This window comes from Pseudomonas lalkuanensis, from assembly GCF_008807375.1.
In the GTDB taxonomy this organism is placed as follows: domain Bacteria; phylum Pseudomonadota; class Gammaproteobacteria; order Pseudomonadales; family Pseudomonadaceae; genus Metapseudomonas; species Metapseudomonas lalkuanensis.
The window spans coordinates 694,905-719,562 of the sequence record NZ_CP043311.1 but is presented as its reverse complement, the minus strand read 5'-3'; the positions used below and the strand labels follow the sequence as shown (position 1 = coordinate 719,562).

The 24,658-nt window shown below is 66.0% G+C and carries 28 protein-coding genes; 18 read left to right on the top strand and 10 right to left on the bottom strand.

Going from position 1 to position 24,658, the window contains the following annotated elements; translation table 11 throughout:
• Positions 1-24: 24 nt before the first annotated feature.
• Complete coding sequence (locus tag FXN65_RS03455) at positions 25-285, bottom strand: helix-turn-helix domain-containing protein (protein ID WP_244620706.1); 261 nt, start codon at positions 283-285, stop codon at positions 25-27.
• A 150-nt stretch (positions 286-435) separates the two neighbouring features.
• Between FXN65_RS03455 and FXN65_RS03450 the strand changes: the two genes are divergently transcribed.
• Together FXN65_RS03450 and FXN65_RS03445 are read left to right on the top strand one after the other, a co-directional pair.
• Complete coding sequence (locus FXN65_RS03450) at positions 436-705, top strand: hypothetical protein (RefSeq protein WP_151131657.1); 270 nt, start codon at positions 436-438, stop codon at positions 703-705.
• Between the two features lie 240 nt (positions 706-945).
• Positions 946-1,884 (top strand): class I SAM-dependent methyltransferase, encoded by a 939-nt coding sequence (locus FXN65_RS03445; RefSeq protein ID WP_151131656.1) that lies wholly within the window; start codon positions 946-948, stop codon positions 1,882-1,884.
• A 75-nt stretch (positions 1,885-1,959) separates the two neighbouring features.
• On the opposite strand, the gene FXN65_RS03440 is transcribed toward FXN65_RS03445, so the two are convergent.
• From FXN65_RS03440 to FXN65_RS03410, 7 genes are all read right to left on the bottom strand, one after another.
• A complete protein-coding gene (locus FXN65_RS03440) occupies positions 1,960-2,847 on the bottom strand; it encodes a SphA family protein (protein ID WP_151131655.1) in 888 nt (295 codons plus the stop codon).
• Between the two features lie 91 nt (positions 2,848-2,938).
• The gene (locus tag FXN65_RS03435; RefSeq protein WP_151131654.1) at positions 2,939-4,000 is read right to left on the bottom strand and encodes an NADH:ubiquinone reductase (Na(+)-transporting) subunit F; all 1,062 of its coding nucleotides are present in this window, start codon (positions 3,998-4,000) and stop codon (positions 2,939-2,941) included.
• Between the two features lie 10 nt (positions 4,001-4,010).
• Entirely contained in the window at positions 4,011-4,370 is a 360-nt protein-coding gene (locus FXN65_RS03430; RefSeq protein WP_151131653.1) for a phenol hydroxylase subunit P4, read from the bottom strand.
• A 56-nt stretch (positions 4,371-4,426) separates the two neighbouring features.
• Entirely contained in the window at positions 4,427-5,953 is a 1,527-nt protein-coding gene (locus FXN65_RS03425; protein ID WP_151131652.1) for an aromatic/alkene/methane monooxygenase hydroxylase/oxygenase subunit alpha, read from the bottom strand.
• A 35-nt stretch (positions 5,954-5,988) separates the two neighbouring features.
• A complete protein-coding gene (locus FXN65_RS03420) occupies positions 5,989-6,258 on the bottom strand; it encodes an MmoB/DmpM family protein (RefSeq protein WP_151131651.1) in 270 nt (89 codons plus the stop codon).
• A complete protein-coding gene (locus FXN65_RS03415) occupies positions 6,255-7,250 on the bottom strand; it encodes an aromatic/alkene monooxygenase hydroxylase subunit beta (protein WP_151131650.1) in 996 nt (331 codons plus the stop codon). Before FXN65_RS03415 ends, FXN65_RS03420 begins: the two co-directional genes overlap by 4 nt.
• 54 nt (positions 7,251-7,304) lie before the next feature.
• Positions 7,305-7,562: a phenol hydroxylase subunit gene (locus FXN65_RS03410; RefSeq protein WP_151131649.1), complete on the bottom strand. Its 258-nt coding sequence runs from the start codon at positions 7,560-7,562 to the stop codon at positions 7,305-7,307.
• 384 nt (positions 7,563-7,946) lie between these two features.
• Between FXN65_RS03410 and FXN65_RS03405 the strand changes: the two genes are divergently transcribed.
• From FXN65_RS03405 to FXN65_RS03330, 16 genes are all read left to right on the top strand, one after another.
• Positions 7,947-9,650, top strand: a complete 1,704-nt coding sequence (locus FXN65_RS03405; protein WP_151131648.1) for a sigma-54-dependent Fis family transcriptional regulator — start codon at positions 7,947-7,949, stop codon at positions 9,648-9,650.
• Positions 9,651-9,739: 89 nt separating this feature from the next.
• Positions 9,740-10,174, top strand: coding sequence for a 3-isopropylmalate dehydratase (locus FXN65_RS03400; RefSeq protein ID WP_151131647.1), 435 nt, complete (start codon positions 9,740-9,742; stop codon positions 10,172-10,174).
• Between the two features lie 363 nt (positions 10,175-10,537).
• Positions 10,538-11,296 (top strand): sulfite exporter TauE/SafE family protein, encoded by a 759-nt coding sequence (locus FXN65_RS03395; protein WP_151131646.1) that lies wholly within the window; start codon positions 10,538-10,540, stop codon positions 11,294-11,296.
• Positions 11,297-11,516: 220 nt separating this feature from the next.
• Complete coding sequence (locus FXN65_RS03390) at positions 11,517-11,759, top strand: exodeoxyribonuclease VII small subunit (protein ID WP_151131645.1); 243 nt, start codon at positions 11,517-11,519, stop codon at positions 11,757-11,759.
• Complete coding sequence (gene ispA, locus FXN65_RS03385; RefSeq protein ID WP_151131644.1) at positions 11,756-12,643, top strand: (2E,6E)-farnesyl diphosphate synthase; 888 nt, start codon at positions 11,756-11,758, stop codon at positions 12,641-12,643. Before FXN65_RS03390 ends, ispA begins: the two co-directional genes overlap by 4 nt.
• Before the next feature lie 116 nt (positions 12,644-12,759).
• Complete coding sequence (locus FXN65_RS03380; RefSeq protein ID WP_151131643.1) at positions 12,760-13,695, top strand: 4-hydroxyproline epimerase; 936 nt, start codon at positions 12,760-12,762, stop codon at positions 13,693-13,695.
• On the top strand, positions 13,692-14,810 hold the full coding sequence (locus tag FXN65_RS03375) for an NAD(P)/FAD-dependent oxidoreductase (protein WP_151131642.1): 1,119 nt from the start codon (positions 13,692-13,694) through the stop codon (positions 14,808-14,810). The genes FXN65_RS03380 and FXN65_RS03375 overlap by 4 nt, the downstream gene beginning before the upstream one ends.
• The gene (locus tag FXN65_RS03370; protein WP_151131641.1) at positions 14,807-15,043 is read left to right on the top strand and encodes a 2Fe-2S iron-sulfur cluster-binding protein; all 237 of its coding nucleotides are present in this window, start codon (positions 14,807-14,809) and stop codon (positions 15,041-15,043) included. Before FXN65_RS03375 ends, FXN65_RS03370 begins: the two co-directional genes overlap by 4 nt.
• Positions 15,040-16,284, top strand: coding sequence for an NAD(P)/FAD-dependent oxidoreductase (locus FXN65_RS03365; protein WP_151131640.1), 1,245 nt, complete (start codon positions 15,040-15,042; stop codon positions 16,282-16,284). Before FXN65_RS03370 ends, FXN65_RS03365 begins: the two co-directional genes overlap by 4 nt.
• A 134-nt stretch (positions 16,285-16,418) precedes the next feature.
• A complete protein-coding gene (locus tag FXN65_RS03360; RefSeq protein ID WP_151131639.1) occupies positions 16,419-17,165 on the top strand; it encodes an AraC family transcriptional regulator in 747 nt (248 codons plus the stop codon).
• 261 nt (positions 17,166-17,426) lie between these two features.
• Positions 17,427-18,248, top strand: a complete 822-nt coding sequence (locus tag FXN65_RS03355; RefSeq protein ID WP_151131638.1) for an ABC transporter substrate-binding protein — start codon at positions 17,427-17,429, stop codon at positions 18,246-18,248.
• Positions 18,249-18,304: 56 nt separating this feature from the next.
• Positions 18,305-18,970: an amino acid ABC transporter permease gene (locus tag FXN65_RS03350; protein ID WP_151131637.1), complete on the top strand. Its 666-nt coding sequence runs from the start codon at positions 18,305-18,307 to the stop codon at positions 18,968-18,970.
• Between the two features lie 10 nt (positions 18,971-18,980).
• The gene (locus tag FXN65_RS03345; protein ID WP_151131636.1) at positions 18,981-19,631 is read left to right on the top strand and encodes an amino acid ABC transporter permease; all 651 of its coding nucleotides are present in this window, start codon (positions 18,981-18,983) and stop codon (positions 19,629-19,631) included.
• On the top strand, positions 19,624-20,346 hold the full coding sequence (locus FXN65_RS03340) for an amino acid ABC transporter ATP-binding protein (RefSeq protein WP_151131635.1): 723 nt from the start codon (positions 19,624-19,626) through the stop codon (positions 20,344-20,346). Before FXN65_RS03345 ends, FXN65_RS03340 begins: the two co-directional genes overlap by 8 nt.
• A gap of 1 nt (position 20,347) precedes the next feature.
• Entirely contained in the window at positions 20,348-21,385 is a 1,038-nt protein-coding gene (locus FXN65_RS03335; protein ID WP_151131634.1) for a trans-3-hydroxy-L-proline dehydratase, read from the top strand.
• A gap of 124 nt (positions 21,386-21,509) precedes the next feature.
• Positions 21,510-22,427 (top strand): dihydrodipicolinate synthase family protein, encoded by a 918-nt coding sequence (locus FXN65_RS03330; RefSeq protein ID WP_151131633.1) that lies wholly within the window; start codon positions 21,510-21,512, stop codon positions 22,425-22,427.
• Between the two features lie 43 nt (positions 22,428-22,470).
• Here FXN65_RS03330 and FXN65_RS03325 read toward each other — a convergent pair whose 3' ends face one another.
• Both FXN65_RS03325 and FXN65_RS03320 read right to left on the bottom strand, forming a co-directional pair.
• Positions 22,471-23,478, bottom strand: a complete 1,008-nt coding sequence (locus FXN65_RS03325) for an Ldh family oxidoreductase (protein ID WP_151131632.1) — start codon at positions 23,476-23,478, stop codon at positions 22,471-22,473.
• A gap of 103 nt (positions 23,479-23,581) precedes the next feature.
• Positions 23,582-24,481 (bottom strand): phosphatase PAP2 family protein, encoded by a 900-nt coding sequence (locus FXN65_RS03320; RefSeq protein WP_151131631.1) that lies wholly within the window; start codon positions 24,479-24,481, stop codon positions 23,582-23,584.
• Between the last annotated feature and the right edge of the window lie 177 nt (positions 24,482-24,658).

Below are 24,658 nucleotides of genomic sequence, written 5' to 3'. Positions count from 1 at the left end.
AAAGCCGGCCACAAGCCGGCTTTTTTATTGCCCGGAAGAAAGTCTCATCGCCAACTCGAGGAGCTCCCCGCGCTGCTCCCGAGATAGCCTGTGGAATAGCTGCAGGAGCAACGCCACCTCGTCATCAGCGGCGTAGAAGTACGCGTCCGGCAAATCGAGGGCTGCAGCGATCTGGCGCACGACGACGATGTTGGGCTCGTGCTTGCCCTTCTCGTACTGATTCATCCGCGCACTGGCGGACATGGGATCAATCTCCGCCAAAATGCCCAAGCGTTCTTGGGACAAGCCTGCGGCCTTCCGCGCTTCTTTCAGCCTCCTAGCGAATACGGACATTTCCTAGCCCTCAAAAGGCTAAGAGATTCTTAGATCAGGCTCGAAAAAATACTAAGATATGCTTAGTTTTTGGCATTCACAGCGATTCAGGAAGCAAACGCGATGTCTGATTTCAGGCCAATGCCTCAGCCCTGCAAGGACGTACTCTTCTTCAACGCATCCGCGCCAGCGGGCGATCTCTTCGATACAGCAGACCTTCGTATGGACGCTGCACTCAATCTCCTGCGCCTCTTGGAATTCAGCGACAACCTGGACTTCACCCAACACCAAGCCGCGAGGCTGTCTGCTGCCATCAGCGTACTGCTGGATGACGCCCGAGTACTCTACGAAGCTTCGCACCAGCGGTGGATGCAAGCGATGCAGGGTCTTTGAGGCCGAGCATCCGGGTGAGTTGCAAAGGCTCGCACCAGACGCTTGACCGTCAGGGTAAACAGCAGCCACAACCCATTCATGCGTGGTCTGGTCGGGCGCTGGCGCCTTTCTGGCGTTTCCATCGCATTATCGCGTCCTTGCACGCGCCGAATACCCGCCAATGGCCGCGCACCGTGCCACGGCGCCGGTGGAATGCTCGGGTTAGAATGCCGACCCTCGTTTCCCCTCGAACCGCCCGCCATGAATCCCGACGCCATTACCACCCTGGAACAGCAACTGACTTCCGCCCTTGAGCATTTGCCGGACGAAGTCCGCCGCATCTTCCACGGCCGAGGTCGGCGTTGGCCAGGGCTGGAGCAGGTCACGGTCGACTGGTTGCAGGGCGTGGTGCTGGTGTCGTTGTTCCGCGAAGTCGCGGAAGACGAGCTCGCTGCGCTGCGGGCCATGTTGCTGCGCCTTACCGAATCGCCGGTCTGGCAGCGCAGCGGCGCGCGGAGCCTGTTGTTGCAGCATCGCTATCTGCTGGAGAGCACGGTCGAGCTGCTCTGGGGCGAGGCGGTGGATGAGTGCGTGGTCAGCGAGGGCGGGCTGCGCTTCAAGCTGGACCTGGGCAAGAAGCAGAACAACGGCCTGTTCCTCGATATGCGCTATGGCCGCGACTGGGTTCGGGCCAATGCGCAGGGCAAACGCGTGCTCAATCTGTTCGCTTACACCTGCGGCTTCTCGGTAGCGGCCATCCAGGGCGGTGCGGAGCATGTGGTGAACCTGGACATGGCCAGTTCGGCGCTCAGCCGGGGGCGGGAGAATCACCGGCTCAATGGCCATGATCTCGGCCGGGTGAGTTTCCTTGGCCATGAGCTGTTCAAGTCCTGGGGCAAGGTGAAGAAGACCGGCCCTTACGATCTGGTGATCATCGACCCGCCGTCGTTCCAGAAGGGCAGCTTCGCGTTGACCCGCGATTACCAGAAGATCCTGCGTCGCCTGCCGGAGTTGCTGACCGAGGACGGGGTGGTGCTGGCCTGTGTGAATGACCCTGCCATCGGGCCGGACTTCCTCGTTCAGGGGATGGCGGTGGAGGCTCCGGAACTGCGGTTCGTGGAGCGGTTGGAGAATCCGCCGGAGTTTGCGGATATCGATGAGGATGCGGGGTTGAAGGCGTTGGTGTTTCGGCGGGGGTAGTTGCCGGGAGTCCGAGCGGGGTTCCATTTACCTCACCCCCGGCCCCTCTCCCAGAGGGAGAGGGGAGGAAAAGCCCTAGAAAGGCACGGTCAGCTTCAACCAATAGGCATCCCCTTCCGCGCGGTTGCGCACCTGGGTCTCCTGTTCCCATTTGGCGGTGAGGAACCAGCCCTCCTGGTTGCTGTACATGATCGACGGGCCGATGGAGAGGGCGCGGCCCTTGTTGTCGTCGATGGTCTCGCCGTCCTGGCGGTCGTCGGTGGTCTGGCGGTAGTAGTAGCCGCCCACGCCCAGCACCCAGCCATTTCCGAGCCCCCAGCCGACGGCATAGTCGAAGTGGAATTCCTGGCCGGAGCGGTAGTCGGTGGCGGGGTTTTCCTGGTTGAAGTCGTACATCAGCTTCACGCTGGCGTTGAGCCCGGCGGGGTCGACGTAGGAGATCGCCCACACCGGCTCGACGGTCCAGTAGTTGCGCCCGATGTTGGCCAGGTCGCCGCGGTCGTACTCGCCCGAGGGGGCGATGAAGTCCAGGGCGAAGATGCTGTGCAGCTTGTCGCTGTGATGAAAGCCCAGGGCCGGGCCGAAGATGATGTCGCCCAGGCCTTTCTTGCTCTGGGACTGGCCGTTCACTTCCACCCTCAGGTCGACGAAGGGAAACAGCGCCGCGAAGGCCAGGTTGCCACCGAACAGTTGCTGCTCGCTCACCCAGATGAGGCGTGGCGCGATGACGTTGGCGCGCACGCGGAAGTCCACCGGCAGGCTGTCGCCGTCGTTGCCGCGCAGGGTGTCGGCCTCGTAGTGAGTGGAGAACACCTGGCCGTAGAAACCGGGTGGCGGCATGGCGCCGGACATGTAGTTCTCGGCGCCCAGCGGGTAGGTGGAACCGCCGCCTTCGGTGGCGTGAGCCACCTGGCCCAGGACGGCGATGATGCAGCAGGAAAGAACACGCAGTTTGGCACTCATCAGCAATACCTTCTTGTTTTTATGGGCGTGAGCCGCCGCCCGCACGCGTGGCGCGGAGCGGCGGATGAAGCGGGGTCAGATGCGTTTGAGCTCAGATTCGTTTGAATAGCGCTGAGCGGGTGCTCTCGCCGGCGCCGTCGGCAGCGGTGAGGAAGCGCTCCATGAAGATGTCGCGCTCGAACAACCGCCCCTGCATCAGCGCGGTGATGGCGGCGTCGATCATCGGCGGCGGGCCGCAGAGGTAGGCCTTGTTGCCGGAGAAGCGACCGTCGAAGTGCTTCTTCGCGGCGTCGTGCACGTAACCCCGGAAGCCGGTCCACTCGGTGTCGTCGGCAGCCTGGCTGAGGGACGGCACGTAGGTGAAGTTCTCGTGCTGCTCGGCCAGGCGCTCGAAGAGTTCGCGGTTGTACAACTCGGCACGGGTACGCGCGCCGTGGAACAGCACCATGCGCCGCGTATCGCCCTGCTCCAGCAGGTCGAGGATCATCGACTGCGGGCTGGAGAGGCCCGAGCCGCCGGCGATGAAGATCAGGTCGCCAGCCTGGGACCCACGCACGAAGAACTGACCGTAGGGGCCGGAGAGTTCCAGCGCATCGCCCACCTTCAGCTCGTTGTGGATGAACCCGGTGGCCTGCCCGCCTTCGACCAGGCGCACATGCAGCTCCACCTCGTCGGCACGGCTCGGCGGGTTGGCCAGGGAGAAGGCGCGGGTGCCCTCGATGCCGGGAATCTGCAGGTTGATGTACTGCCCGGCCTGGAAGTCCATGGTGCGGTCCAGTTTCAGGCGCACGCCCTTGATGGTGGGCGAGAGGTCGTCCAATGCGACCACCGTTGCCTGGAAGTCCTGCACCGCGTGGCCGGCGAAGTCGGGGTCGACGTCGATGTCGGCCTCGATCACCAGGTCGCTCTGCGGGATGGCGCAGCAGGCCAGCACCTTGCCCTCGTCGCGTTCCATGTCCATCAGGGCGAAGGGCGAGGCGGCACCGACGTCCACTTCCCCTTCCAGCACCTGCAGCTTGCAGGTGGCGCAGGTGCCGTGGCCGCAGGCGAAGGGCAGCCAGACGCCCTGGCGCAGCGCGGCCTGGAGAATGGTCTGGCCCTCTTCGACGTCGATCTGTTCGCCAGTGGGTTCGATGGTGACCTGGTAACTCATGGCGACCTCCTCAGTTGAAGCTGCCGTTGAGGCCGTCCAGGCCGGGAGTGGAAAGGTGCAGGAGGCTCTTGTGGCCGACGCCGTTGGCGGCCAGTCCGGCTTTCAGGTCGGGCTGGAAATCGGTGTCATCGAGGCGCCAGAGCACCTTGGCGAAATCCACCTTCGCCGCGTCCGGATGCGGGGCGATGGAGGGCTTGACCACGTTCTCGATGAAGTCGCCGAAAGGCATGTCCGGCGGCAGCGGCAGGGTGAAGGGGGCGCAGAACATCAGGTGGCGTTCCCAGCAGAGGTACACCAGTTGCAGGCCGTTGAAGTTTTCCTGGCGGTCCAGGGATTGCGCCGCATAGGCGCCGATGGCAGTCACGGGCATGACGCTGTCCTTCTTGTAATGGGGTGGAAGGCGGGCACGCGGTGCCCGCCGTGGACTCAGCCGGCCTTGGCGAGGTCGGCGGGCTTGTCGCCCTGCCACTCGCGCCAGCGCTGGTGCTCGGGCGAGTCCTGGTAGTCGAAATTGTCCTGGCCGAAGGCGATGTTGTAGTACTCGCGCACCACCGTCTCGACGTCGCCACCGCCGCAGTTGCCCTGGAGAATCTGGTGCACCGGCAGCCAGGCCTGGACGTACTTTTCCGGTTCGTGCTGGAAGATGTCGCAGCAGCCGTCGGAGCAGAAATGGAAGCGCTCGCCGCCATGCATCACGCTGCGGTGGCTCAAGGTCGTATCCGCGTCCGGCTCGGTGAAGGACAACGGGATCTGGCAGATCTGGCAGAGCATCGGCAGCGCGTTGTTGTAGAAGCGCTCGCCGCGGGCCTGCATCTCGCGCCAGTGCTCGTAGCGCGGGCGGTAGATGCGGTCGAAGGTGTCCGGGTACTTGGCCGAGAGCCAGTCCAGTTCTTCGTCGGTGGGCATCCAGGTGTGGAAGTTGGTGGCCTGGCTGTACTGGTAGAAGATCGACCAGGCCTGATGGCTGATGTGTTCCTTGCCGATGGTGGTCTGCTCGACGTACTTCGGCGGACGGATGCCATAGCGCTCCAGGTCCTTGAACAGCGCACCGCCGGCCTGCTCGTAGTACACCTCCCAGGCCTCGGCCCAGGACATGACTTTGTTCGGCAGCATGTAGTCCATCATCATCCCCACCAGCGTCAGCAGGCGGTAACCGCGCCAGAACCACTTGTCGATCCAGCGCTGGATGATCGGCACGTTGTCTTCGTGCTGCTCCAGCAGGAACTTGATCACCTCCAGCCCCAGGGTCATGTGCCGGGCCTCGTCGGACTGCGCCGAGAAGCCGAAGGTGACGGTGGCCATGTCGCCGTTGTAGGCGGCGCCGGACATGAAGGGCACGAACAGCAGGTTGGTCAGCACGTACTCGAACGAGAACGAGATGGCCGTGAGGAACTCGAACGGGCCGGCGGTGCGCGCGTCTTCGAAGAAGGACTTGGGCACCGAGAGGAACCACACCCGGTCGTGCATGTGGGCGAAGTCATGCAGGCCGTTGAAGTGCTTGTTGTAGTGGCTCATGGCGTGGATCTGGGTCTGCACGTGGCGCAGCTCGTCGATTGCCTGCATCTGGCAGGCGACCCGCGCACCGGCGCCGCCGAAGTGCCGGCCGACACGGGCGAAGCCCTGGTAAGCCTGGTACTCCAGCGGGGTCACGCCGCAGAGGAACAGCTTCAGCGCGTTGACGTAGCGCGCGTCGGAGAGGTTGGTATGGCCGTTGTTCTGGGCGAAGGCGTCGAAGATGGCGTAGAGCTTCTTCTCCTTCTCGGCCTGGTATTTCCAGTAGGCGTCCATGGTCAGGCGGAAGGGGTCCTCCCACTTGTCCCAGTCGGTGATCTTGATGCCCTCGAAGCGCTCGTAGGGGTAGATGTCGTCCTTGCTCTGGTAGCTCGGCTCCCAGGCCAGGTCGCGGGTCAGGCAGCGGTACTTGTCTTTCTGGTTCAGGCGTTTGGCGGCCATGGTGGCTCTCCCGATTCTTGTCGTTATGCGCGGGTTCAGTTCCAGTGCAGGGCGAAGCGGTCTTCGTCCTCCTCGACGTTGCCGCCGAGGGTGATGACGTCGATGAGCATTTCCTGCACATCCCATTCGCGGCCGAGCTTTTCCTCCACCGTGGTGCGGTTGATCTCCAGGCGGCCTTCGGCCTGGACGCGGATCATGGCCGGCTGGTGCTGGATCTCGGCGTGGGGGTTGTCCTGGACGATGGCGTCGACGATGTAGCGGGCGTTGTCGTTGTCCTGGAAGGCGATGTAGACGAGGGAAGTCATTGCGCGGCTCCTGCAAGGCCGAGTTTCTTCAGGCGGGCGGCGAACTCGCCGGCCACGGTGTCGAGAGCAGCGGCACCCGGGCCGATGGCGGCAAGGGGGGCCAGGGCTTCCAGGGCGCGGGCCTGCCAGTGGCCGACCCAGCCCTCCACCAGCGCGCGGTTATCAAAGCTTTCGGCCACCACGGTCTTCACCAGGGCATCCACCCAGCGTTGGGTCTCGGCGAACCAGAGGCGCATGAATTCGGTGAGCATCCCCACCTGGCCGGCCCCCTGGTCACACAGCTGCTCATCGAACTTGTGGAACACCAGCGGATAGAGCAGCCCGTCGCTGACCAGGTTCTGCGCCAGGGTCAGCTCGAACCAGTCACGCACCACCAGCGTGTCTTCCACGTAGCGACGCAGGCCTTGCCAGGCCGGGTCGTCCAGCCACTGGCGCTTGGCTTCGGCGAGCAGGTCGGTGCCGCCGTCGTCGAGCATCAGGCCGATGCGCGACAGGTACTGGGCGATGCCGAGTCGGTCCATCGCCTGGAACATGTGCAGCTGGGTCAGGCTGGTGCCGAAGCCGTCGGCGGCGATGCCGCTGTTGTTCATGTTGGCGCCGAGCTCCGCATGGCGCAGGGGCAGTAGCAGACGGGCGATCTGCTCGCGGCTGGTGGCATCGAGGCCGGCCAGCAGGTTGCGCTTCTCGCAGAAGGCGTAATCGTGCTCGGCGTTCTCCTGCATCCTGGCGCGGGTCTGCACATAGGCGCCGTAGTAGAACTGGCGCGGGTCGCTGACGGCGTACCAGTCGGCCATGCGCACGGCGGTGCGGGAGGCGTCGTTGAGCAGCTTGTCGGGCTGCCACAGCGGACGGTAGTGGAAGTTGGTGGCGGCCTCGATGTCGAAGCTGGCTTCCTGGTAGCGGCTGGCAGGCTTGTCGCCGAAACGCCGGCGGATGTGGCTGAAGGTCTGGCGGATCGGCTCGGCCGTCGCCGTCTTGATCTCGATACTCATGCAGGGCGTCCTGTACTTGTTGTTGTGAGGAACCGACGCGTCGTTGCGGGGCGGTCAGTCGGCCTGGCCACGGCTCTCGCCGTAGCGCCACTTCTCCATGTCGGCGTCGATGGCGTTGGCCATCTGCGCGTCCATGTGTTGAACCCGGTTCTGTTCGCAGAAGCTGGCGAAGGCCGCCCGCGGCAGGACGAGTTCGACGAAGAGGTCCGGATAGCCGATGGCGAAGTCGAACTCGACGAAGGTGGCGTCGGGCTCGCTGCGCACCCGGACGTAGCGCGGCAGTTGGTCGAAGCGGGTCACTGGCTGGCTCATGCAAGGCAACTCCATGGGCGGGTTGCCTGGGTCAGAGCAACGGCTGTGCCAGAGCCTTGAAAGCCCGCCAACAAACATCGCAACCTGTTGTTTTTATTTGCCTTTCATGAAACCCAATACGCGGAAGGCGCAAGCTGAGCAGACCCGTCCGGACGGTGGCCCTTCACCATTTGCTCAATTGCCTCGGGCCGCTTTGAGCAAATCGCCAATCGACCCCCCCCTGCCACATGGCCGATTGACTTTTGATCGGCTTTCAGGCCGCTTAGAAAAAAGAACGCGGCCCTTCCTTGCGTCCACCGGCCGCCCGCTCGAACCGTCCAGACCGCCTGCCTGAGCGGTGGTTCGCCGGCCTCCCCGCACAAGAACAATCTGGGGTGCAGCACGATGAAAGTTGATTACAAGGCGTCGGAACACAGCCCGACCCTGAAGGACCTGACCGACCGGGTCCGCTTCCTCGGCAACGAGGGCAAGATCTGGCTCGACGAGCAGCGCATGCTGCTGCTCCAGTCCGCCGCCATGGGCTCGTTCCGCCGCGAGCTGGTGGAGATGCTCGGCGAGGAACGCGCCAAGGGACTGTTCCTGCGCCTGGGCTACCAGTCCGGCCTGAAGGACGCCGAACTGGCGCGCAAGCTGCGCCCCGACGCCGATGCGGTGGAGATGTTCCTCACCGGCCCGCAGCTCCATTCGCTGAAGGGCATGGTCAAGGTCAATCCACTGGAGATGAACATCGACATCGAGAACGGCGAGTTCTACGCCGACCTCGAATGGCAGAATTCCTACGAGGTGGAAAACTGCCGCGCCGAAGGCATGTCATCCGACCAGCCGGTGTGCTGGACCCTGCTCGGCTACGCCATCAGCTACTCGTCGTTCTTCCTTGGCCGCCAGGTGCTCTACAAGGAAGTCAGCTGCCGCGGCTGCGGCGACTCGCGCTGCCGCATCATCGGCAAGCCGGTGGAGGAATGGGAGGACGCCGAGGCGTTCATGCGCTACTTCCAGAGCGACCCGATCATCGAAGAACTCCAGGCCCTGCAGCTTCAGGTCGCGACCATGCGCCAGCGCCTGGAGCAGGACGCCGGCCAGTACTACGGCATCGGCAAGGCGCCGCTCTACCGCAAGGCCTGCACCCTGATCGACAAGGCGGCGCCGGGCAAGGCTTCGGTCCTGCTGCTGGGGGAAACCGGCGTCGGCAAGGAAGTCATGGCGCGCAGCCTGCACCTGCGCAGCGAGCGCGCCGGCGGGCCCTTCGTCGCGCTGAACTGCGCGGCCATTCCACCGGACCTGATCGAGGCCGAGCTGTTCGGTGTCGAGCGCGGCGCCTACACCGGCGCCCAACAGTCGCGCATGGGCCGTTTCGAGCGCGCCAACGGCGGCACCCTGTTCCTCGACGAGGTGGTGGAGCTCACGCCGCGCGCCCAGGCCAGCCTGCTGCGGGTGCTGCAGGAGGAAGAGCTGGAACGGGTAGGCGATTCGCAGACCCGCAAGGTGGACGTCCGGGTGATCGCGGCTACGCATGAAGACCTGGCCAAAGCGGTGAAGGACGGCCGCTTCCGCGCCGATCTCTACTACCGGCTGAACGTCTACCCGGTGTTCATTCCCTCCCTGCGCGAACGCAAGGAAGACATTCCGCTGCTGGTGGATCACTTCCTCGCGCGCCTGCACACCGCCTACGGCAAGCACACCCTGGGCCTCTCCGACCGCGCTCTGGAAGCCTGCATGCGCTACGACTGGCCGGGCAACATCCGCGAGCTGGAGAACCTCGTCGAACGCGGGGTGATCATCACCGACGCCAACCAGAGCATCAGCGCCGACGCGCTCTTCCCGCACCTGTCCCACGAGGCCCAGAGTATCGGTCTTTCCAGCAGCGGCTCGCTGGTGGAGGCGGTGCCGAGCGTCGAGCCGGACTGGGTGGAACGCCTGATCGACAGCGGCGTCAGCCTGGACTCGGTGGAGGAAGCGCTGATGCAGGGCGCGATGAAACGCGCGCAGAACAATGTGTCGGAAGCCGCCCGGCTGCTGGGCATGACCCGCCCCGCCCTGGCCTACCGACTGAAGAAGCTGCCGACGGAGGATGCGACGGGTCAGCGCTGATGCATCCGCGCAGGGTTTGCCATGGCAAACGCCGGGGCATCCACTAGAGTTCCAGCAGCACTTCCGCTTTTGCGCCCAAGGAGGGCTCCATGCGTCTGATCTGTGCCGCCGTTTCTCTGCTCCTGCTCGCTGGTTGTTCGTCCTACCGCACGGAACCGGGCCAGATCACCCAGGTCCCCGCCGACCGCCTGCTGGCGTTCCAGGAACCGGTAGCGGGTGGTGGACAGATTGTGGTGAACCGCGACATGGGCGGGCTGGGCAGCGGCTGCTACATCGCCGTGCATGTGGACCGCCAGTTGGCGGCGCGCATCGGCATAGGCGAAGTCGCCAGCTTCCAGGTTCCGCCGGGCGACCGCATCGTCGGCATCGGCATCGACGAAACCGACGACACCCTCTGCTCCAAGGGCCGACTCCGCCGTGAAAAGGCCGCGCATATCGAAGCGGGCCAGAGCGAGCGCTTCCGCATCGTCAGCGACAACCGCGAAGGCTTTGCCTTGCTGGCGGATGAACCCCAGGGCAAGTAGGCACGCTGGTGCGCGCGGCGCACCCTACCCGACAGGCCTCGTAGGATAGTTTCCTACCCACACATGAAAAAGACCGGAAGCGGGATTGCTGAACCCGATTCCGGTCTGACGCTAATGCGTGGAACCTAACCTGTTCGCCTTCCGCCATTACTGCTCGGGAAGGCTTGTGGAGTGGGCTTCCGTGCGGTTACTGCCCCCGCCCCATACGGTTGTTGACAGCATACTGCTACCGCGATTTCGCGTATTTCCACTCATCAGCGATTCGGCTCACTGGTCGGCGGGCAGTCAGGCCGGCAACCGTTCGCCCCTTCTTTGCCACCGCTCACCCCCAGGGGTAACCTGCCCGCTTTTGCGCGTCCGAACATGAGCCTTCACGATTTCTTCCTGCTGCTGGTCGCCGGCTTCGCCGCCGGGGGCATGAATGCACTCGCTGGCGGCGGCACCTTCTTCTCCTTCCCGGCCCTGCTCGCGGCCGGCCTGCCACCGGTGACCGCCAACGCCACCAATGCCGTGGCCCTCTGGCCCGCCAGCCTGGCCGCCAGCTGGGCGGCGCGGGAGCAGCTGCGTCCGCTGGGGCGTTACGTGGTGCCGCTGGTGCTGCTGTCCCTGCTGGGCGGCCTGGGCGGCGGCCTGCTGCTGCTTGCCGGCGGCGACGAAACCTTTCGCCGGCTGATTCCCTGGCTGTTGATGGCCGCCACCCTGCTGTTCGCCACCAGCCCCTGGCTGAGCAGGCTGATCAATCGCGGACTTCAGGCCGGAAACCTGCCGCCTCATGGCATCGGCAGCAGCCTGAGCCACACACTGGTGGCCATCTACGGCGGCTACTTCGGCGCCGGCATGGGCATCCTGCAACTGGCGGCCTTCTCCATCGAGGGCCATCCGCTGCTGCGCGCCAACGCACTGAAGAACCTGCTGTCGAGCACCATCTACAGCGTGGCGGTGGTGACCTTCGTGGCGGCGGGCCGGGTGAGCTGGGGCGAGCTGGCGGTGCTGCTGGGCGCGGCCAGCTGCGGCGGCTACTGTGGCGGCGCGCTGGCGCGGAAACTGCCGACCCAATGGCTGCGCTGGCTGGTGATTGCGGTAGGAACGGGGATGACGGCGTATTACTTCGCTATCACTTGAGCCCGAATCCCTTGTGGATATCCGGATTTGTGGGAGCGAATTCATTCGCGAATAAATTCGCTCCCACGGGAACGCCGAACCTCCGATGCTGGGCTATGAGCGGCCGGTAGTTCGCCCCCACAATTGATCCTGCCCCCGGCAACCATCCGCCCCCTTCATTTGCCCGCAGGGTACGGCTCTGCTAGTGTCGCGCCCGATTCGACCGCCGCGAGACAGCATCATGGCCCGCAAGAAAGCCACCCCCGATTTCGAACAGTCCCTCGCCGACCTTCAGGCCCTGGTGGAACGCCTGGAAAGCGGCGAACTGTCGCTGGAGGACTCCCTCAGCGCCTTCGAGCAGGGTATTCGCCTGACCCGTGAGTGCCAGACCTCGCTGACCCAGGCGGAGCAGAAGGTGCAGATCCTGCTGGAGCGCGACGGCCAACTGGAAGAAGCGCCCTTCGACGCGGACGAACAAGCATGATCACCAGCTACCAGGCCCGCTGCCAGGAGCGCGTGGACGCGGCCCTCGCCGAGCTTTTCATCCCCCCGCTCACCCCGCTCGAACGTCTCTACCAGGCCATGCGCTACAGCGTGGTGAACGGTGGCAAACGCGTGCGCCCGCTGCTGGTCTACGCCGCCTGTGAAGCCCTCGGCGGTGACGTGGCCCGTGCCGATGGCGCGGCCTGCGCGGTGGAGCTGATCCACGCTTATTCCCTGGTCCACGACGACCTGCCGGCCATGGACGACGACGACCTGCGCCGTGGCCAGCCCACCACCCACATCGCCTTCGATGAAGCGACCGCCATCCTCGCCGGCGACGGCCTGCAGGCGCTGGCCTTCGAAGTGCTGGCCGATCCCCTACGCAACCCGCAGGACGCCGAAACCCGTCTGGCGATGGTCGCCAGTCTCGGCCACGCCGCCGGCCCCGCCGGCATGGTTGGCGGCCAGGCCATCGACCTCGGTTCGGTTGGCCTGAAACTCGACCAGGGGGCCCTGGAGGCCATGCACCGGCACAAGACAGGCGCGCTGATCGAAGCCAGCGTGCGCCTCGGCGCCCTGGCCAGCGGACAGGCTGACCCGGCCTCCCTGGCAGCCCTGCGCATCTACGCGCGGGCCATTGGCCTGGCCTTCCAGGTGCAGGACGACATCCTCGACGTGGAGAGCGACACCGCCACCCTGGGCAAGACCCAGGGCAAGGACCAGGCCCACGACAAGCCCACCTACCCTTCCCTGCTCGGCCTCGATAACGCCAAGGCCTATGCGCTGGAGCTGCGCGACCAGGCCCTGCGCGCCACCGCCAACCTGGGCGATACCGCCGAGCCGCTGCGAGCCCTGGCCCGCTACATCGTCGAACGACGCAGCTGACCGCCCTCCCAGGCCTGTGCCGATTTCGTCACGGGCCGGCATGAAATCCCTCAAGCCGCCAAGGCTCCTGCGGCGCCACCCTTGCCAGGAAATTTCCACAGCAGGGGCAGGCGTCCATGAAGAGCATCCGCGTCATCGATTCGCACACCGGCGGCGAACCAACCCGCCTGGTGATCGACGGTTTCCCTGACCTAGGCCAGGGCAGCATGGCGGAGCGCCGGCGTGTTCTCGCCGAGCGATTCGATGCCTGGCGCGCCGCCGCCGTGCTCGAACCCCGTGGCAGCGATGTACTGGTGGGCGCCCTGCTCTGTGAACCGCAGGACCCGAGCGCCTGTGCCGGAGTCATCTTTTTCAACAACGCCGGTTACCTCGGCATGTGTGGCCACGGGACCATCGGCCTGGTCGCATCCCTGGCCCATCTGGGGCGCATCCAGCCCGGCACTCATCGCATCGAAACGCCGGTCGGCACGGTGGAAGCCACGTTGCATGAGGACCGTTCGGTCAGCGTGCGCAACGTGCCCGCCTATCGCTACCGCAAGGACGTCCAGCTGGAGGTGCCGGGCATCGGCCGGGTGGTCGGCGACATCGCCTGGGGCGGCAACTGGTTCTTCCTGATCGCCGATCACGGCCAACGGGTGGCCGGCGACAATCTCGATGCCCTCACCACCTATACCTGCGCCGTGAAGCAGGCCCTGGAGGACCAGGGCATTCGCGGCGAGGACGGTGGGGAAATCGACCATATCGAGCTGTTCGCCGAAGACGCCGATGCCGACAGCCGGAACTTCGTGCTCTGTCCGGGCAAGGCTTACGACCGCTCCCCCTGCGGCACCGGCACCAGCGCCAAGCTGGCGTGCCTCGCGGCCGACGGCAAACTGGCCGCAGGCGAACCCTGGCGCCAGGCGAGCGTCATCGGCAGCCAGTTCGAGGGACGCTTCGAGTGGCTGGAAGGCGGTCGCATCGTGCCGACCATTCGCGGTCGTGCCCACATGAGTGCCGAAGCCACTCTCCTACTGCAAGAGGACGATCCGTTCGCCTGGGGCATCCGTCTGTGACAGCGGACATCATCGTCGTCGGCGCCGGGATCGTCGGCAGCGCCTGCGCCTTTGAGTTGGCCCTGCGCGGTTTGACGGTGCTGGTGCTGGACAGTGGCCAGGGTGGCGCCACCGGCGCCGGAATGGGGCACCTGGTGGCCATGGACGACAGCCCCGCGGAACTGGCGCTGTGCAGCTACTCGCTGGACCTCTGGCGGCAATGGGCGCCTCGGCTGGATGACACCTGCGCCCACCGCAACTGCGGCACCCTGTGGCTGGCGGCCAATGAGGCGGAGATGCACGAAGCGGAGCGCAAGGCCGCCACCCTGCGCGAGCGGGACGTCGCCTGCGAGATGCTCGACGCGAACCGGCTCCAGGACCTGGAGCCCACGCTGCATCCGGGCCTCAAGGGCGCCCTGCGGGTCAGTGGCGACGGCATTCTCTACGCGCCGAACGCCGCACAGTGGCTGCTCCGCCAGGGTGGCAACGGCATCACCCGTGAGCGTGCCCGCGTCAACACCATCCGGGGTTCCCGCGTGCACCTGGACGATGGCCGTCAACTCGACGCCGGCGCCGTGATACTGGCCAACGGCATCCAGGCGCCAGCGCTATGTCCGGGCCTGCCGGTCGCGCCGAAAAAAGGCCACCTGCTGATCACCGATCGTTACCCCGGCCAGATCCATCACCAGTTGGTGGAGTTGGGCTACGCCAGCAGCGCCCACGCAAACAGCGGCACGTCCGTGGCCTTCAACGCACAACCTCGGCCCACCGGGCAGATCCTGTTGGGCTCGTCGCGCCAATTCGACACGCTGGATCCCCGGATCGAAGGTCCGGTGCTCGGCCGCATGCTGGCCAGGGCGCTGGATTACCTGCCAGGGATCGGCAATCTCAACGCCATTCGCTGCTGGACCGGCTTTCGCGCAGCCACGCCGGATGGTCTCCCCATCATCGGCCAGCACCCCGACCAGCCGGGCCTCTGGCTCGCCGTCGGGCACGAGGGCCTGGGCGTGACCACGGCCCCCGCCACCGCGCGCCTGCTGGCGGCCGGGCTGCTCGGCGAACGCCCCCACATAGCCAGCGCAGCCTACAGTCTGGAGCGTTTTTCCCGTGCGCTCACGGCAGGAGCAGAAGGATGATCGAACTCAGCCTGGACGGCCGCAGCGTGGTCGTCGCGGCGGGCACCACCGTGGCGGCCGCGCTCGCCCGATGCGGCGATGGCAGTTGCCGCACCTCGGTCAGCGGCCAGCGCCGCGCGCCTTTCTGCGGCATGGGCATCTGCCAGGAATGCCGGGTGACCATCGACGGCCGGCGCCGACTGGCCTGCCAGACCCTGTGCCAGGCCGGCATGCAGGTGGAGACGCAAGCATGAAGGTCGACCTGCTGATCATCGGCGCCGGACCCGCCGGCCTGGCGGCGGCCCTGGCTGCCGCACCAAGCGGCGCAGGCATCGCCGTGATCGACGACAACCCGGCCCCCGGCGGCCAGATATGGCGCGACGGACCGCAGGCGCACCTGCCCGAAAGGGCCCGGACACTGCGCCAGGCCCTGGCGGAAGCCGGTAACGTCCAGGTGTTCAGCGGCAGCCGCGTGGTCGCCCTTGCCGGCGCCAGGCGACTGCTGCTGGAAGGCGCCGAACGCGGTTGGACGCTGGCCTACGACAAACTCATCCTCTGCACCGGCGCCCGCGAGCTGCTGCTGCCGTTTCCCGGCTGGACGCTGCCCGGTGTCACCGGTGCCGGTGGCCTGCAGGCGCTGATCAAGGGTGGTCTGCCAGTGGCCGGAGAACGCGTCGTCATCGCCGGTAGCGGCCCGCTGCTGCTGGCCGGTGCGGCGACCGCCCGCAGCGCCGGCGCCACCGTCCTGCGCATTGCCGAGCAGGCCTCCTTCCTGGCCCTGGCCGGGTTTTCCGCCCGCCTGCTGCGCTGGCCGGGCAAGGCCATGCAAGCGATGGAGCTGCTCGACGCCGGCTATCGCGCCTCCAGCCATGTGCTGGCCGCCCTGGGGCGCGAACGCCTCGAAGCCGTGCGGCTGCAGCAAGGCAACAGGGTGGTGGAAATCGCCTGTGATCGCCTGGCCTGCGGTTTCGGCCTGATCCCCAATACCCAGCTCGGCGAGCTGCTGGGGTGCCGCGTGGAGCAAGGGGCGATCGCCGTGGACGACTGGCAGGCTTGCAGCCTGGAAGACCATTTCGCCGCGGGTGAATGCACGGGCTTCGGCGGCAGCGAACTGGCCCTGGTCGAAGGTGCCATCGCCGGCCATGCCGCCGTCGGCAATCGAGACCTGGCCCGCGCGCTCTGGCCGCAACGTCGCCACTGGCAGGGCTTTGCCGAGGCGCTGGCGCGAGGTTTCGCGCTCGATCCGAAACTCAAGGCCCTGGCGCAACCCGATACCCTGGTCTGCCGCTGCGAGGACGTGGCGTTTGCCGAGCTGGCCAACCGCCGCGACTGGACCGAAGCCAAGCTGCACAGCCGCTGCGGCATGGGCGCCTGCCAGGGGCGGGTGTGTGGCGCTGCCGGCCAGTTCCTGTTCGGCTGGACACCCCCCGCGCCACGTCCGCCGCTATCGCCGGCGCGAATCGAAACACTGCGCTGCCTGGAACCGGAGGGCTGATCGCGGGATGGGGCACGTTCTTTCGACCCACCATCGAAGCCGGAACGTATCCCTGATGGTGGATGTAAATCGCGACACCCACCCCCACGGATTGACCTTGTAGGATGACAACGTCGACAGAGGCACAGTGCGCCATGAAGCTCGAACACCTGCCCACCGCCCGCAACCTGCCTACGCTGCTCGACAGCCTGGAGCAGATCGCCCCGCTGCTGGATGCCATGCCCGACGTGGTGTTCTTCATCAAGGACCCGCAGGCGCGCTACGTGCTGGTCAACCAGACCCTGGCCCAGCGCTGCGGCCTGAAGAACAAGGATGCCCTGCTCGGGCGCACGGCCGAGGACGTGTTCCCCACGCGCTTCGGGCCGCATTACACCGCGCAGGACCGCCGTGTGCTGGAAGGCGGTGAGCCACTCAGCGACCAGTTGGAGCTGCACCTCTATCCCGGCCGGCAGCCCGGCTGGTGCCTGACCCACAAGCTGGCCCTGCGCGACATGCAACAGCGGGTGATCGGCATGGCGGGCATTTCCTACGACCTGCAGGCCCCGCAATCCAGTCATCCCGCCTACCAGCGGCTGGCGGCGGTGGATGCCTACATCCGTGAGCATTACGCCGACCCCGTCAGCCTGGAGCAGTTGACCGCCATCGCGGGGCTCTCGGTCGCGCAGCTGGAGCGCCTGTGCAAACGCATCTTCCAGCTCACCCCGCGGCAAATGATCCACAAGGCGCGTCTCGGCGCCGCCAGCCAACTGCTCGCAGGCGACCTGCCCATCACCGAAGTTGCGCTGTGCTGCGGCTACACCGACCACAGTGCCTTCAGCCGCCAGTTCAGGGCCCTTACCGGCCTTTCCCCCAGCCAGTACCGCGACACCTGCCGCAACTGATCCGCTCGCCCCGACCGCTCCAGCCATCGGCATGGCCGCCTCGTGCGCCATGCCTGTTCGCGCGCGCCCGGTGAAAACCACGCTGTGCTGATTTCGTCATGACCCCAACGGAAATCCATCAAGCCGCAACCGGCCCTCCAGGGCGACGCTTGAGCCATCGATTCGACTTCAGGAGTCCAGCCGAAAAACGCCGTACCGGGAGAAAGCGACGCCCTTCTCAACCACCCGTAGCACCTACACAGACGACTTACGAGGCCCACGATGAACAACAATAAAGCCCTTGTCCTGACCCTCAGTGCCGTACTTGGCTCGACCCTGGCGCTCACCGCCCAGGCCGACAAACTCGACGACATCATCGAATCCGGAAAGCTGCGCTGCGCCGTCACGCTGGACTTCCCGCCCATGGGCTTCCGCGACGGGGACAACGCCCCGGCAGGTTTCGACGTCGACTACTGCAAGGACCTCGCCAAGACCCTGGGGGTGGAGGCCGAGGTGGTCGAAACGCCGTTCCCCGACCGCATCCCCGCGCTGGTTTCCGGCCGCGCCGATGTGATCGTCGCCTCGACGTCCGACACCCTGGAACGGGCCAAGACAGTCGGCCTGACCATTCCCTACTTCGCCTTCCAGATGGTGGTGCTGACCCGCGAGAACGCCGGCATCAAGGGCTACGATGACCTCAAGGGCCGCTCCGTCGGCGGGCCGGCGGGCACCTACGAAGCCATCGCCCTGGAGAAGGACGTCAAACAATGGGGCGATAACAAGGGCGCCTTCCACGCCTACCAGTCGCTGGCTGACGCCGTGCTCGCCCTGAGCCAGGGACAGATCGACGCCACCACCGTGACCTCCACCGTGGCCTCCTCGCTGATCAAGTCCGGCAAGTACCAGGGCCTGACCATCGCCGGCACCGCGCCGTACGACATCGACTACGTCTCCCTGGGCGCCAAGCGCAGCGAGTACGGCCTGCTCAATTACCTCAACCTGTTCGTCAACCATCAGGTGCGGTCCGGCCGCTACCAGGAACTCTTCACCCAGTGGGTCGGCGGCGATGCCCCGGTGCTGACTGCCAACGGCGTCTACCGCTAAGCGCGAGGAGCTGGCCGGCGGCACGGCCTCCGGCCGGCTCCAGAGAGGAGTTTCGGATGTTCGATTACACCTTCCACTGGCGATCCGCCTTCCTGGCCCTGCCGGAAATGCTCGGTGGCGCACTGGTGACCCTGGAGATCGCCGTGCTCTCGATGCTGCTCGGCACAGCCATCGCCATCGGCCTCGCCCTCGGCCAGCAATCCGGCAGCCGCCCGGTCAGGGCGGTCGCCATGGCCTGGGTCTCGATTGCACGCAACACCCCGGCGCTGTTCCAGGTTTACATCCTGTACTTCGGCCTGGGCGCCTTCGGCCTGCACATGGGTTCCTGGACCGCCCTGCTGGCCGGCATCACCTTCAACAACGCCGGCTACCTGGCCGAGACCTTCCGTGGCGGGCTCAACGCCGTGCCCCACACACAGTTGCGTGCCGCGCGCTCGCTGGGCATGGGCGCCTTCCAGGCCTACCGGCTGGTGGTGATCCCGCAGCTCTTGCGGGTGGTGTTCTACCCACTGACCAACCAGATGGTCTGGGCGCTGCTGATGACCTCGCTGGGCGTGGTGGTGGGCATGACCAGTGATCTCACCGGTGTCACCCAGGCGCTGAATGTGAAGACGTTCCGCACCTTCGAGTACTTCGCCCTGGCCGCCGCCCTCTACTTCGTCCTCGCCAAGCTGATCGTCCTCGGGGCGCGGCTGATGGCCTGGCGCCTGTTCCGTTACTGAGGAGTCCGGCATGTATAGCTCGAGCTTCACCTGGAACGACATGCAGTTCCTCCTCCAGGGCGCGTGGACGACCCTCACCCTGACCGCCTGGGCCATGCTCATCGGCACCCTGCTGGGCGTTGCCTGCGGCCTGATCCGCGCCCTGTTGCCACGCGCCAGCCTGCCGCTGGCCTGGGTACTGGACGTGTTCCGCAGCGTGCCGCTGCTGATCCAGTTCGTCCTGCTGAACGCCTTCAAGACCATCATCGAGCTGGACTGGTCCGCCTTCACGGTGGCCTGCGTGGTGCTCGGCACCTACGCCACGGCCTACTGCGCAGAGATCGTCCGGGGCGGCGTGCTGGCCGTGCCGCAGTCGACCCGCCGTGCGGCCCGTTCACTGGGCATGAGCCATACCCAGGACCTGCTGCACATCGTGCTGCCCATGGCCACGCGCGTGGCCTTCCCCGGCTGGATCAACCTGACCCTGGCAGTCATGAAGGACACCTCGCTGGTGCTCTGGATCGGCATCGTCGAGTTGCTGCGCGCCTCGCAAACCATCGTCACCCGGCTGCAGGAGCCGCTGTTCGTGCTCGGCATCGCCGGACTCATCTACTTCGTCATGAGCCTGGTGATCGCCCGCCTGGGCACCCAGCTGGAAAAAAGGTGGCAGGAAAATGATTGAGATCGACAACGTGCACAAATCCTTCGGCGCGCTCGACGTGGTCAAGGGCGTCAGCCTGACCGTGAACAAGGGCGAGGTGGTTTCGATCATCGGCGGCTCCGGTTCCGGCAAATCGACCCTGCTGATGTGCATCAATGGCCTGGAACCGATCCAGGGTGGGCAGATCCGTGTCGACGGCACCGAGGTCCATGCCCCGCGCACCGACCTGAACAAACTGCGGCAGAAGATCGGCATCGTCTTCCAGCAGTGGAATGCGTTCCCGCACCTGACCGTGCTGGAGAACGTGATGCTGGCCCCGCGCAAGGTGCTTGGAAAGCGCCGCGAGGAGGCCGAGGAAGTTGCCGTACGCCAGCTCACCCACGTCGGCCTCGGCGACAAGCTCAAGGTCTTCCCCAACAAGCTGTCCGGCGGCCAGCAGCAACGCATGGCCATTGCCCGCGCGCTGGCCATGTCGCCGGACTACATGCTGTTCGACGAAGCCACCTCGGCGCTCGACCCGCAGTTGGTCGGCGAAGTGCTGGACACCATGCGCATGCTCGCCGCCGAAGGCATGACCATGGTGCTGGTGACCCACGAAATCCGCTTTGCCCGCGATGTGTCGGACCGCGTGGCCTTCTTCCGCAACGGGCGCATCCATGAGATCGGCCCGCCGGAGCAAGTGATCGGCGCGCCGCAACTGCCCGAAACCGCTGACTTCCTGAAATCGGTGAACTGACATGCGCAGCTCGAAAATCATTCATGTAGTCAGCTGCCACGCCGAAGGCGAAGTGGGCGATGTGATCGTCGGCGGCGTTGCACCGCCGCCCGGCGCAACCCTGTGGGAACAGTCGCGCTGGATCGCCCGGGATGAAACCCTGCGCAACTTCGTCCTCAACGAACCGCGTGGCGGCGTGTTCCGCCACGTCAACCTGCTGGTGCCGGCCAGGGACCCGCGGGCGCAGATGGCCTGGATCATCATGGAACCGGCGGACACCCCGCCCATGTCCGGCTCCAACTCGTTGTGCGTCTCCACCGTGTTGCTGGACAGCGGCATCCTGCCGATGACCGAGCCGCAGACCCGACTGGTGCTGGAAGCGCCGGGGGGGCTGATCGAGGTCACTGCCGACTGCCGCGATGGCAAGGCCGAGCGCGTGACCGTGCGCAACGTGCCCTCTTTCGCCGACAAGCTGGACGCCTGGATCGAAGTGGAGGGCATCGGTTCGCTGCAGGTGGACACCGCCTATGGCGGCGACAGTTTCGTCATCGCCGACGCCTGGAAGCTGGGCTTCACCCTGACCGCCGACGAAGCCGCCGAGCTGGTGGCCACCGGCCTGAAGATCACCCAGGCGGCGAATGAGCAACTGGGGTTCGTCCACCCGCTCAACCCGGATTGGGACCACATCTCCTTCTGCCAGATCGCGGCGCCCGTCGAACGCGAACAGGGCGTGGCGGGCGCGGCCAATGCCGTGGTGATCCGGCCGGGCAAGATCGACCGCTCCCCCTGCGGCACCGGCTGCTCGGCGCGCATGGCGGTGCTGCATGCCAAGGGCCAGCTGGAGCTGGGCGAAGCCTTCATCGGCCGCTCCATCATCGGTTCGCAATTCCATTGCCGGATCGAGGCACTGACCGAAGTTGCCGGGCGTGCGGCGATCATCCCGAGCATCAGCGGGCGTGCCTGGATCACCGGCACTCACCAGCACCTGCTCGACCCCGGCGATCCCTGGCCCGGCGGCTACCGGCTTTCCGACACCTGGCCGCGCGAGCCCATGCAGTAGCACGCCTCACGCGGCACAAGGATTCCAGATCCACCCCGGCGCCCGCCTCGGCAGGCGCAAACGGTTTCGGCTTGCCTGCATTCCCGTGAGCGAGCCGGCCCCACCCATCGAAATGGAGTTACCCATGAGCAAGCACGTCAACTGGAGCGGTGTATTCCCCGCAGTCACCACCCAATTCAACAGCGATTTCTCGGTGAACCTGGAGGCAACCCACAAGGTCATTTCCAACCTGGTGCGAGACGGCGTATCCGGGCTGGTGGTGTGTGGTAGCGTCGGCGAGAACACCTCGCTGACCATCGAAGAAAAGATGGCCGTCACCGAGGTCGCCAAGGATGCTTCCGGCGGCCGTGTGCCGGTCATTTGCGGGATCGCCGAATTCACCAGCGCCGGTGCGTGCAAGGTGGCCCAGGCGGTGGAACGGGTCGGCGTCGACGGCATCATGGTGATGCCGGCACTGGTGTACTCCTCCAAGCCGCATGAAACCGCGGAGCACTTCCGCACCGTGGCCAGGAGCACCGACCTGCCGGTGATGGTCTACAACAACCCGCCCATCTACAAGAACGACGTCACCCCGGACATTCTCATTTCCCTGGCCGATTGCGAGAACGTCGTCTGCTTCAAGGACAGCTCCGGCGACACCCGCCGCTTCATCGACGTGCGCAACGAAGTGGGCGATCGCTTCATCCTCTTCGCCGGCCTGGACGACGTGGTGCTGGAAAGCATCGCCGTCGGCGCCCAGGGCTGGATCTCCGGGATGTCCAACGTATTCCCGAAAGAAGGCGAAACCATCTTCCGCCTGGCCACGGCTGGCCGCTTCGCCGAGGCCATGCCGATCTACGAATGGCTGATGCCGATCCTCCACCTCGACGCCCGCCCGGACCTGGTGCAGTGCATCAAGCTCTGCGAGGAAATCGCCGGCCGCGGCAGCGCGCTGACCCGCCCGCCGCGCCTGGCCCTGCAAGGCGCCGACCGCGAGCACGTGGAACGCATCATGGCCAAGGCCCTGGCCAACCGCCCGCAGCTGCCGGACGTAGGCCTCTGAGATGAACGCCGGGCGACGAGAAGTCGCCCGGCCACCAATTTCCTCAAGCCACCAGCAACGCCTGGATTTCCTCGTAAAGCGCACGGGGAATCCGCACCCCCTCCCGCTCACTGAGCACCCGCGCCTCGTAGCGCCGCTGCGACGGCAGGCGCGCCCCCTGTCCCAGGATGCCCTCGAACACAGCCTCGGCGCGTTGCAGGTGCCGCGCCGCTTCCGCACCGAGAATGCGCTGCGGGTCGATGGCGATGATGAGTTCGCCACCATAGGGCGACGACTTGGTGCCCTCGTCGAAGGCCAGGGACTCGGCGCTGGTCAGGTCACCGATCATGGGCCCGGCGATCAGCTCCACCATGGCCGCCAGGGCCGAGCCCTTGTGGCCGCCAAAGGTGAGCATGGCGCCGTTGAGGGCGGTCAGTGGGTCGGTGGTGGGCTGGCCGTCCTTGTCGATGCCCCAGCCCAGGGGAATGGGCTTGCCGGCACGGCGGTGCAGGTCGATCTCGCCACGGGCGGCGGCACTGGTGGCGAAATCGAAGATGAACGGCGGCTTGTCCGCGCGGGGCCAGCCGAAGGCGATGGGATTGGTGCCGAACAGCGGGCGGATGCCGCCAGCCGGCGCCACCCAGGCATGGCTGGGGGTGAAAGCCAGGGCCACCAGGCCCCGCTCGGTGAGCGGTTCGACTTCCGGCCAGAGGGCCGAGAAGTGCACGCAGCGATTGATCGCCAGCATGGCAATGCCCTGGCTGCGGGCCTTCTCCACCAGCAATGGCATTCCGGCGTGGAAGGCACACTGGGCAAAGGCGCCGTGGGCATCCACCCGCACTACCGACGGCGCACTGTCGAAGACCTCGGGGGCGGCATCCGGCGAGACCTTGCCCGCGCGCAGGGTGGCGATGCAGCCAGGCAGCCGGTACACCCCGTGGGAGGTACAGCCGTCGCGCTCGCCGGCCACTATGGTGGCCGCTACGGCCTGAACGTGGGGTTCGCTGAAGCCATGCCGGCGCAGCACCGTTTCCACCAGGTGGCGGACGTCTTCAAGGGTCATGTGGATCATGGGGCATCTCTCCTCTGTAGCCAGCCGCTACAGTGGCCCGGATGCCCCACGCCCGCTTGGCCCTATTCCCCTCCGCCGATGCCGAATTCGGCACAAACCAGCATCAGGCGGCGGACCCGGCCAGCGCTTCGGCCTCTGGCTTGTCGACCGGTTTCAAGAGGCCCAGGCGAACCAGAGTCCAGGGCATGACCGCAGCCACGAACAGGCCCATCAGCAACCCTCGCAGCCCTTGCCACAGCTGCGGGTCCAGCGCCCAGGCCGTGCCGGCGAGCTTGAGCGCCTTCTGCAGCAGGATAAAGCTCAGCGCACCAACGGCGGCGGCGAGCAGGCGACGCCAGACGGCCACGTCGACGGAGAATTCCATCCGGCGGTAGCCGAACAGCACACCGACCATCAGCCCCGCCAGCAGCGGCACATAGCTGGGCGCAACACCTGGCCAGGTCAGCCAGCCGGCGAGGAAAACCAGCAGGATCAACGCCAGGTGCCAGAGGCCATGAGCCTCGCGCCACCAGTTCCAGTGCTGCACCTGGGCGAACGCCAGCAGCGTGGCGATGCCCAGCAAGGAGCCGCCCAGCACGTCTTCCACGTCGTGGGCGCCCAGGTAGAGGCGGCTGAAGATGATCCCCGCCACCACAACGCCGCTGACCACCCAGGCCCAGGCGCGGCGCAGCTCGAAGGCCAGCCAGAACCAGATGACCACCGCGATCTGCGCATGGCCGCTGGGCAGGCCGAAGCTGTCGCCCACCTCATGGTCCATGCGCAGGGCGAGGTCCGGACGCGGGTCCTGCCAGTAATCCTTGAGCCAGGCGTTGAGCAGCGCGGTCACGGCCACCAGCACCAGCAGGCGCAGGAACACGCTACGGTGCCAGGCCCAGTAGCCCAGCGGCAGGAAAAACAGGATGAACTTCTCGTAGCCCAACAGGGTGAAGAAACGCATCACCGGCGTCAGCGTCTCGCTGCGCAGGGGCAGCACCCAGTCCAGGCTGTGCAGCAGCTCGTTCATGGACGGTCCTTGTGGGAGAAATGAAGGCGCCACAGATACTGCACGGCATCGGGCCACCACAAGGGCCGATTCGGACAATCCATGTCACCGGATCATCATCCGCCATGAGAGGTGGGTATTCGTCACGGCACAGTTGGCTGCGGCAATTGGCCCACGCTGCCTAAGATCACTGGATTG

Coding starts and splice junctions, on each gene's coding strand:
- FXN65_RS03445 (WP_151131656.1), top strand. CDS start 946: ATGAATCCCGACGCCATTACCACCCTGGAACAGCAACTGACTTCCGCC.
- FXN65_RS03405 (WP_151131648.1), top strand. CDS start 7,947: ATGAAAGTTGATTACAAGGCGTCGGAACACAGCCCGACCCTGAAGGAC.
- FXN65_RS03395 (WP_151131646.1), top strand. CDS start 10,538: ATGAGCCTTCACGATTTCTTCCTGCTGCTGGTCGCCGGCTTCGCCGCC.
- FXN65_RS03350 (WP_151131637.1), top strand. CDS start 18,305: ATGTTCGATTACACCTTCCACTGGCGATCCGCCTTCCTGGCCCTGCCG.
- FXN65_RS03365 (WP_151131640.1), top strand. CDS start 15,040: ATGAAGGTCGACCTGCTGATCATCGGCGCCGGACCCGCCGGCCTGGCG.
- FXN65_RS03425 (WP_151131652.1), bottom strand. CDS start 5,953: ATGGCCGCCAAACGCCTGAACCAGAAAGACAAGTACCGCTGCCTGACC.
- FXN65_RS03340 (WP_151131635.1), top strand. CDS start 19,624: ATGATTGAGATCGACAACGTGCACAAATCCTTCGGCGCGCTCGACGTG.
- FXN65_RS03430 (WP_151131653.1), bottom strand. CDS start 4,370: ATGCCCGTGACTGCCATCGGCGCCTATGCGGCGCAATCCCTGGACCGC.
- FXN65_RS03400 (WP_151131647.1), top strand. CDS start 9,740: ATGCGTCTGATCTGTGCCGCCGTTTCTCTGCTCCTGCTCGCTGGTTGT.
- FXN65_RS03450 (WP_151131657.1), top strand. CDS start 436: ATGTCTGATTTCAGGCCAATGCCTCAGCCCTGCAAGGACGTACTCTTC.
- FXN65_RS03380 (WP_151131643.1), top strand. CDS start 12,760: ATGAAGAGCATCCGCGTCATCGATTCGCACACCGGCGGCGAACCAACC.
- FXN65_RS03325 (WP_151131632.1), bottom strand. CDS start 23,478: ATGATCCACATGACCCTTGAAGACGTCCGCCACCTGGTGGAAACGGTG.
- FXN65_RS03355 (WP_151131638.1), top strand. CDS start 17,427: ATGAACAACAATAAAGCCCTTGTCCTGACCCTCAGTGCCGTACTTGGC.
- FXN65_RS03335 (WP_151131634.1), top strand. CDS start 20,348: ATGCGCAGCTCGAAAATCATTCATGTAGTCAGCTGCCACGCCGAAGGC.
- FXN65_RS03390 (WP_151131645.1), top strand. CDS start 11,517: ATGGCCCGCAAGAAAGCCACCCCCGATTTCGAACAGTCCCTCGCCGAC.
- FXN65_RS03440 (WP_151131655.1), bottom strand. CDS start 2,847: ATGAGTGCCAAACTGCGTGTTCTTTCCTGCTGCATCATCGCCGTCCTG.
- FXN65_RS03435 (WP_151131654.1), bottom strand. CDS start 4,000: ATGAGTTACCAGGTCACCATCGAACCCACTGGCGAACAGATCGACGTC.
- FXN65_RS03370 (WP_151131641.1), top strand. CDS start 14,807: ATGATCGAACTCAGCCTGGACGGCCGCAGCGTGGTCGTCGCGGCGGGC.
- FXN65_RS03360 (WP_151131639.1), top strand. CDS start 16,419: ATGAAGCTCGAACACCTGCCCACCGCCCGCAACCTGCCTACGCTGCTC.
- ispA (WP_151131644.1), top strand. CDS start 11,756: ATGATCACCAGCTACCAGGCCCGCTGCCAGGAGCGCGTGGACGCGGCC.
- FXN65_RS03320 (WP_151131631.1), bottom strand. CDS start 24,481: ATGAACGAGCTGCTGCACAGCCTGGACTGGGTGCTGCCCCTGCGCAGC.
- FXN65_RS03420 (WP_151131651.1), bottom strand. CDS start 6,258: ATGACTTCCCTCGTCTACATCGCCTTCCAGGACAACGACAACGCCCGC.
- FXN65_RS03410 (WP_151131649.1), bottom strand. CDS start 7,562: ATGAGCCAGCCAGTGACCCGCTTCGACCAACTGCCGCGCTACGTCCGG.
- FXN65_RS03330 (WP_151131633.1), top strand. CDS start 21,510: ATGAGCAAGCACGTCAACTGGAGCGGTGTATTCCCCGCAGTCACCACC.
- FXN65_RS03415 (WP_151131650.1), bottom strand. CDS start 7,250: ATGAGTATCGAGATCAAGACGGCGACGGCCGAGCCGATCCGCCAGACC.
- FXN65_RS03345 (WP_151131636.1), top strand. CDS start 18,981: ATGTATAGCTCGAGCTTCACCTGGAACGACATGCAGTTCCTCCTCCAG.